Source organism: Streptomyces durbertensis (assembly GCF_014156695.1).
GTDB classification, from domain to species: Bacteria; Actinomycetota; Actinomycetes; order Streptomycetales; family Streptomycetaceae; genus Streptomyces; species Streptomyces durbertensis.
Genome location: NZ_WMLF01000308.1, coordinates 1 through 6453, shown reverse-complemented (window position 1 = coordinate 6453; position 6453 = coordinate 1). Strand labels below are relative to the sequence as shown.

Sequence of the window (6453 nt, the reverse complement as noted above, 5' to 3'; positions counted from 1 at the left end):
GTCCTGCGGAGCGTCCGCGCTGTCGACCATGGAACTCCTTCGACGTGCCGGCCCGCTTGTGCGCGGCCGGTGGGATAGCGAGGTGTGAAACCGAAACGAGGTGGGGCGCGGCGCCCGGGACCACGCGGACGCCGCGCCGTGCCTGCCCGAGGTCGCCCCGCGTCACGGGCGGAAAACGACCTTGACGGCCCCGTCGTCCTTGTGCTGGAACATCTCGTAGGCCTCGGGCGCCTGGGAGAGCGGCACGTGGTGGGTCGCGAAGTCGTCGACCCCCAGCGGGTCCTGCTCGTTCAACAGCGGCAGAATGTCGGGCACCCATCGCCGCACGTTGGCCTGACCCATCCGCAACTGGATCTGCTTGTCGAACAGGGTCAGCATCGGCAGCGGGTCGGCCATGCCACCGTAGACGCCGCTCAGGGAGATCGTGCCGCCCCTGCGGACCATGTCGATGGCCGTCTGGAGGGCGGCGAGCCGGTCCACGCCCGCCCTGGTCATGAGCTTCTCGGAGAGCGCGTCGGGCAGGACCGAGACCGCGTTGTGGGCGAACCGGGCGACGGGGCTGCCGTGCGCCTCCATCCCGACGGCGTCGATGACGCTGTCCGCGCCCCGGCCGTCGGTCAGCTCCCGCACCGCCTCGGCCGCGTCCTCGACCTCGCGCAGGTCCACGGTGCGCACTCCGCGTCCGGCGGCGCGGGCGAGCCGCTCGGGGACCAGGTCGACGCCGACCACCTGCCGTACGCCCTGGTGCAGGGCGATCCGGCAGCACATGTCGCCGATCGGCCCGAGGCCCAGAACCGCCAGCGTGCCGCCTTCCGGCACCTCCGCGTAGGCGACGGCCTGCCAGGCCGTGGGCAGCACGTCGGAGAGGAACAGGAAGCGGTCCTCGGGCACGTCCTGGGGGACCTTGACCGGCCCGTAGTCGGCGTGCGGCACCCGCAGGTACTCCGCCTGCGCGCCGGGCACCCCGCCGTACAGCCGGGTGTAGCCGAACAGCGCGGCGCCGCTGCCCTGCTCACGGACCTGCGTGGTCTCGCACTGGGTCTGGAGCCCCCGGTCGCACATGAAGCACGAGCCGCAGGCGATCTGGAAGGGCACGACCACGCGGTCGCCGGGCGCCAGACCGTCCATCTCGGGGCCCACCTCCTCCACCACCCCCATCGGCTCGTGCCCCAGAACGTCCCCGGGGGTCATGAACGGTCCCAGGACCTCGTACAGGTGCAGGTCGGAACCGCACAGCCCGCTGGAGGTCACCCTGATCACCGCGTCCGTCGGCTCGCGGACCCGCGGGTCGGGAACCTCCTCGACCCGCACGTCCCGCCGCCCCTGCCACACCGCCGCCTTCATACGGCACCTGCCCTCCGCGTGTCCGCCCGCTCTGCCTGCCTGGTCTGCCCGGTCTCCCCGGTCTGTTCGTCCGGGCTCAGCCGATGCCGCCGACCGCGATCCAGATGGCGTACGTCAGGAAGAACGCCACGAACAGCGCGACGACGACGAGGAGCGCGGTCAGTGGGGCCACCGACCAGCCCTTGGTGGGGTTGTGGGTCTCCCGGGGACCGGCACCGGAGAGGCCGCCCTCACCGGGCGGGGTCTCACCCGGAGGCGGCCCACCGCCGACGTCCCGGCCGGCCGCCTTCTTCGGGTCCGGGTCCTGGTTCTGTGCGTCCATGTGCTGCGGGTACCTGTATCCGCCCGACTTACACCCCCTGCCTCGCTCCGGCCGGCGTCGTGTTTCCGCACCCGCCGCCCGGGTACACGAGCCAGCCGTGAGCCGTCCGGGACCGGCGTGCACGCCCCCGCCGGCTTCCTTCCGCCGGCCCGGCGACCTTGCACCCGCCACCGTGGAGCAGCCTTATGAACTCTTCCGCACGCCGCCCCCGGATCGTGATCGTCGGAGCCGGCTTCGCGGGCTACCAGTGCGCCCGGCAGCTCAGCCGCCGGGCGGGCGACAACGCCGAGATCGTGCTGGTCAACCCGAACGACTACTTCCTCTACCTGCCACTGCTGCCGCAGGTCGCCGTCGGTGTGCTGGAGCCGCGCCGGGTGTCGGTCTCGCTCACCGGCACCCTGCCGGGCGTGCGACTGGTCCTCGGCGAGGTCGACACGCTGGACCTCCCGGGCCGCCGGATCGGCTACGCCGACCCCGAGGGGAACCGGGGCGAGCTGACCTACGACCGGCTGGTGCTCGCCGTCGGCAGCGTGCACAAGCTGCTGCCGATCCCCGGCGTCGCCGAGCACGCGCACGGCTTCCGCGGCATGGCCGAGGCGCTCTACCTGCGTGACCACCTCACCCGCCAGGTGGAGATGGCCGGAGCGAGCGACTCACCCGAGGAGCGGGCGGCCCGCACCACCTCCGTGGTGGTGGGCGCCGGCTACACCGGCACCGAGGTGGCCGCCCAGGGTGTGCTGCTCACCGACGCCCTCGTCCGGCGCAACGAGGGCCTGCGCGACGGGCCCCGGCCGCGCTGGATGCTGCTGGACATCGCCGACCGGGTGCTTCCGGAGCTGGACGAACGGCTGTCGCGGACCGCCGACCGGGTGCTGCGGGCCCGCGGCGTGGAGGTGCGGACGGGGTCCGGCGTCGCCGAGGCCCGCCCGGACGGCGTGCTGCTGGAGGACGGGGAGTTCGTCGCCAGCCGGTCGCTGATCTGGTGTGTGGGCACCCGCCCCGACCCGCTGGTGGCCTCCCTCGGGCTGGAGCTGGAGGGCGGCCGGCTGTGCGTGGACGCGTACCTGCGGGTGCCGGGCCGTCCGGAGGTGTTCGCGTGCGGTGACGCGGCGGCGGTACCGGACCTGACCCGCCCGGGGGAGCTGACGGCGATGACCGCGCAGCACGCCCAGCGGCAGGGCCGGACGGCGGCGCACAACGTGGCTGCCAGCTGCGGGCAGGGCACCCCCCGCCCCTACAGGCACCACGACCTGGGTTTCGTGGTCGACCTCGGCGGCCTCCAGGCGGCGGCCAACCCGCTGCGCGTACCGCTCTCCGGCCCGCTCGCGGGCGGCCTCACCCGCGGCTACCACCTGCTGTCGATGCCCGGCAACCGGACCCGGGTGGCCGCCGACTGGGCGCTGGACGCCGTGCTCCCTCGGCACGGGGTGCAGCTGGGCCTGGTGCCCTCGGGGGCGGTGCCGCTGGAGTCCGAGTCCCCCGAGGTGCCGCGGCAGGCCGGAGCCGGCGCCGAGCGCTGAGTACCCGGCCGGCGGTTGACGCTGCGGCCATCGGCATGGCCGTGGCGGGCGGACGTTTCACTCACGCGGATCCCGGCAAGTAGGCCCATCATGGTGCAAATCGGCTACACGATGATGACCGAGCAGGCCGGCCCCAGGGAACTCGTCGACCACGTCGTCGCCGCCGAGCGGGCCGGCTTCGACTTCTCGGTGACGTCCGACCACTACTTCCCCTGGCTCGCCTCCCAGGGCCACTCGCCCTACGCCTGGAGCGTGCTGGGCGCCGCCGCCCACGCCACCAGCCGCATCCCGCTGATGACCTATGTGACCTGCCCGACCGTCCGCTACCACCCCGCGGTCGTCGCGCAGAAGGCGGCCACCATGCAGCTGCTCTCCCAGGGCCGCTTCCGGCTCGGCCTCGGCTCCGGCGAGAACCTCAACGAGCACGTCGTCGGGGCCGGCTGGCCGACCCCCGGTGTCCGGCTGGAGATGCTGGAGGAAGCCGTCGAGATCATCCGCGCGCTCTTCGCCGGCGGCAACGTGAACCACCACGGCACGCACTTCGACGTCACCAACGCCCGCCTGTGGGACCTGCCCGACGAGCCCCCGCCCATCGGGGTCGCCGTCTCCGGGCCGCGCTCGTGCGAGATCGCCGGCCGACTCGCCGACCTGGTGATCGCCACCGAACCGAAGAGCACCCTGCTGCGGGACTTCGACCGGCACGGCGGCAGCGGCAAGCCCCGGGTCGGGCAGCTGCCCGTCTGCTACGACCCCGACAGGTCGGCCGCCGTCGCCCGGGCCCACGACCAGTTCCGCTGGGCGCTCGGCGCCTGGCCGGTCAACTCCCAACTGGAGGGCCCGACCGCGTTCGAGGGCGCCCCCGCCCAGGTCCGCCCGGAGGACGTGGCGGACACGGTGCCCTGCGGAGACGACGTGGACACCTTCGTCGAGGCCGTCCGCGCCTTCCGCGACGCCGGTTTCACCGAGATCGCCCTCGTCCAGGTCGGCGGCGACCGGCAGGAGCCGTTCCTGGAGTGGGCGCAGGCGAAGCTTCTCCCGGCCCTGCGCGAGCTGTGAACCGACCCGCCGCCCGGGTGCTCACCGACCTGCTCGACTACCCGGTCTACGTGGTGACCGCCCGGAGCGCCGCCGGGGAGCCGGCCGGCTGCCTTGTCGGCTTCGCGAGCCAGTGCTCACTGGAACCGGTGCGCTTCACGGTCTGGCTCTCCCGGCTGAACCACACGCACGAGGTGGCCCGCACCGCCACCCATCTCGCCGCCCACCTGCTCGCGCCCGGCCAGGAGCGGCTGGCCGAGCTCTTCGGCGGGCGCAGCGGGGACGAGGTCGACAAGTTCGACGGCCTGCCCTGGCGCCCGGGGACGGGCGGAGCGCCGATCCTGCTCCAGTCGCCCGCCTGGTTCGTCGGGCGGGTGCTCGACCGGTTCGACGGCGGCGACCACGAGGCGTTCCTGCTCGACCCGGTGGAGTGCGGCGGCCGCCCGGACAAGCCGGCTGGACGGCGCGGCGCACACCTGACACTCGCCGACACTCTCGGCATCACGGCCGGCCACCCCGTGCCGTCGGAGGAGGAACACCCATGACCCGCGCCGCGGTCTTCGACGTCGACGGAACCCTCGTCGACACCAACTACCTGCACGCCGTCAGCTGGTGGGAGGCGTTCCGCCAGGCAGGGCACACCGTCGAGATGTCCGCCGTGCACCGGGCGCTGGGCCGGCCGGGCCCCGACCTGGTGGCCCAGCTGCTGGGACCGGACCGCGACAGCGGCGACGACGGCCCGCTGAGCGACGCCCACTCGATCCTGTACGCCACCTACTTCCCACGGCTCGCCGCCTTCCGGCGCGTCCCCGAGCTGCTGCGCGCGCTGGCCGACCAGGGCTGGCAGGTGGTGCTGGCCACGTCGGCGACCGGCACCGAACTCGCCGCCCTGCGCCGGGCGATCGACGCGGACGACGTCATCGCCCACACCGCCAGTGCCGACGACGTCAGCGAGGGCAAGCCGGCGCCCGAACCCGTCCGCCTCGCCCGGGAGGCCGTCGGCGCGCCGGCCGAGCGCACGGTGTTCGTCGGCGACTCGGTGTGGGACATGCGGGCGGCGGTCTCCGACGGCGCGGTGCCGGTGGCGGTGCTGTGCGGGGGTGTCCCGCAGGCCGACCTGGTCCAGGCGGGCGCGCGGTTCGTCTACCGGGACCCCGCACATCTGCTGGCCGAACTCCCCGACTCGCCGTTCGCGGCCGTCCGTTGAGCGGCTGAGCTGCGGCACGGCCACCCGGCGGAGCCGCCGGGACGTCAGCCCGCCGGCGTGGTGACCGTGCGCTCCTCGGAGAACGCCCCCCAGGTGCCGTCCGGAAGCCGCGCGCGCAGCTTCACCCGGTGGCGTTCGCCGCCCTCGCGGGTGAGGAAGAACCGGTGCTCGGCACGGGCCCGGGGCGCCTCACCCCGCCACGACAGGGTGGTCGCGAACTTCCCGTCGAGATGGATCTGGTAGTCCGAGACGACCCCGCCGGTGCGGGGAGGCACCCACGACAACTCCAGGAAGTGGGCCCCGTCCTCGGTGGCCACCTTCGCGGTCAGCTCCGCCGGGGCCGTCCCCGCGCCGCCCGAGGAGCCCTCGCCCTCGGCCGTGGTGAGGGTCAGCGCCGGGCTGGGCGGGGACACGTTGTCGGCGGCGTCCCGCGCGTGAACGGTGAAGCGGTAGCGCGTACCGGGCCTCAGGCCGGTCAGCAGCGCCTCGGTCTCGTCACCGGAGACGCTGTGGATGCGCGCGTCGCCCTGGTGGACGTCGTAGCCGGTGACGCCGACGTCGTCCTTGGCCGCCGGCCACCGCAGCAGAACGGCGTTGGGCCCCTCGACGGTGCCGCGCGGGCGGCCGGGCGCGCTCGGTGGGCTGCTGTCGTCGGTGTCGGCGGCGCGCGTGGTGACCGTCACCGGGGTGCTCTCCCGGGAGAGGTTGCCGGCGGTGTCCCGGGCCCGGACGGTGAAGGTGTAGGTCCGTTCCGGGCGCAGCCCCTCCACGTCCGCCATGTGACGCTCGGCCGGTACCTCCAGGACCTTCTTGCCGTCCCGGTAGATCTCGTAGCCCCTGACGTCGCCGTCGCCGGTGGAGCTGTTCCACATCACGTGTACCGACGTGGAGGTGCCCGCGTCGGCGGTGACACCGGTGGGCGCGGGCGGCGGGGGAGCGGACCGCCCGCAGCCGGCCAGCGGCGCCGTGGTCAGGAGGGCGGCCAGCACGGCGAGCGCGCCGACCGTGCTGCGGCGGGGGCGGAC

7 protein-coding genes are annotated in these 6453 nt (G+C 74.2%); 4 read left to right on the top strand and 3 right to left on the bottom strand.

Annotated elements, in window-relative coordinates; translation table 11 throughout:
* Positions 1–162 precede the first annotated feature (162 nt).
* Together GL263_RS18805 and GL263_RS18800 are read right to left on the bottom strand one after the other, a co-directional pair.
* Positions 163–1344, bottom strand: coding sequence for a zinc-dependent alcohol dehydrogenase (locus GL263_RS18805; RefSeq protein WP_182856892.1), 1182 nt, complete (start codon positions 1342–1344; stop codon positions 163–165).
* A gap of 76 nt (positions 1345–1420) precedes the next feature.
* A complete protein-coding gene (locus GL263_RS18800) occupies positions 1421–1666 on the bottom strand; it encodes a DUF6480 family protein (RefSeq protein WP_182856891.1) in 246 nt (81 codons plus the stop codon).
* Positions 1667–1851: 185 nt separating this feature from the next.
* Between GL263_RS18800 and GL263_RS18795 the strand changes: the two genes are divergently transcribed.
* From GL263_RS18795 to GL263_RS18780, 4 genes are all read left to right on the top strand, one after another.
* Complete coding sequence (locus GL263_RS18795) at positions 1852–3186, top strand: NAD(P)/FAD-dependent oxidoreductase (protein ID WP_182856890.1); 1335 nt, start codon at positions 1852–1854, stop codon at positions 3184–3186.
* A 90-nt stretch (positions 3187–3276) separates the two neighbouring features.
* The gene (locus GL263_RS18790) at positions 3277–4242 is read left to right on the top strand and encodes an LLM class F420-dependent oxidoreductase (RefSeq protein WP_182856889.1); all 966 of its coding nucleotides are present in this window, start codon (positions 3277–3279) and stop codon (positions 4240–4242) included.
* Positions 4239–4766, top strand: coding sequence for a flavin reductase family protein (locus GL263_RS18785; protein ID WP_323379468.1), 528 nt, complete (start codon positions 4239–4241; stop codon positions 4764–4766). The genes GL263_RS18790 and GL263_RS18785 overlap by 4 nt, the downstream gene beginning before the upstream one ends.
* On the top strand, positions 4763–5428 hold the full coding sequence (locus GL263_RS18780) for an HAD family hydrolase (RefSeq protein ID WP_182856888.1): 666 nt from the start codon (positions 4763–4765) through the stop codon (positions 5426–5428). Before GL263_RS18785 ends, GL263_RS18780 begins: the two co-directional genes overlap by 4 nt.
* 44 nt (positions 5429–5472) lie before the next feature.
* On the opposite strand, the gene GL263_RS18775 is transcribed toward GL263_RS18780, so the two are convergent.
* Positions 5473–6453 (bottom strand): fibronectin type III domain-containing protein (locus tag GL263_RS18775; RefSeq protein ID WP_228456637.1); only part of this gene is annotated, 981 nt, incomplete at its 5' end.

What these genes read in the sequence shown, in the direction of transcription:
- GL263_RS18805 (WP_182856892.1), bottom strand. Translation starts at nt 1,344, where the DNA reads ATGAAGGCGGCGGTGTGGCAGGGGCGGCGGGACGTGCGGGTCGAGGAG.
- GL263_RS18795 (WP_182856890.1), top strand. Translation starts at nt 1,852, where the DNA reads ATGAACTCTTCCGCACGCCGCCCCCGGATCGTGATCGTCGGAGCCGGC.
- GL263_RS18780 (WP_182856888.1), top strand. Translation starts at nt 4,763, where the DNA reads ATGACCCGCGCCGCGGTCTTCGACGTCGACGGAACCCTCGTCGACACC.
- GL263_RS18790 (WP_182856889.1), top strand. Translation starts at nt 3,277, where the DNA reads ATGGTGCAAATCGGCTACACGATGATGACCGAGCAGGCCGGCCCCAGG.
- GL263_RS18800 (WP_182856891.1), bottom strand. Translation starts at nt 1,666, where the DNA reads ATGGACGCACAGAACCAGGACCCGGACCCGAAGAAGGCGGCCGGCCGG.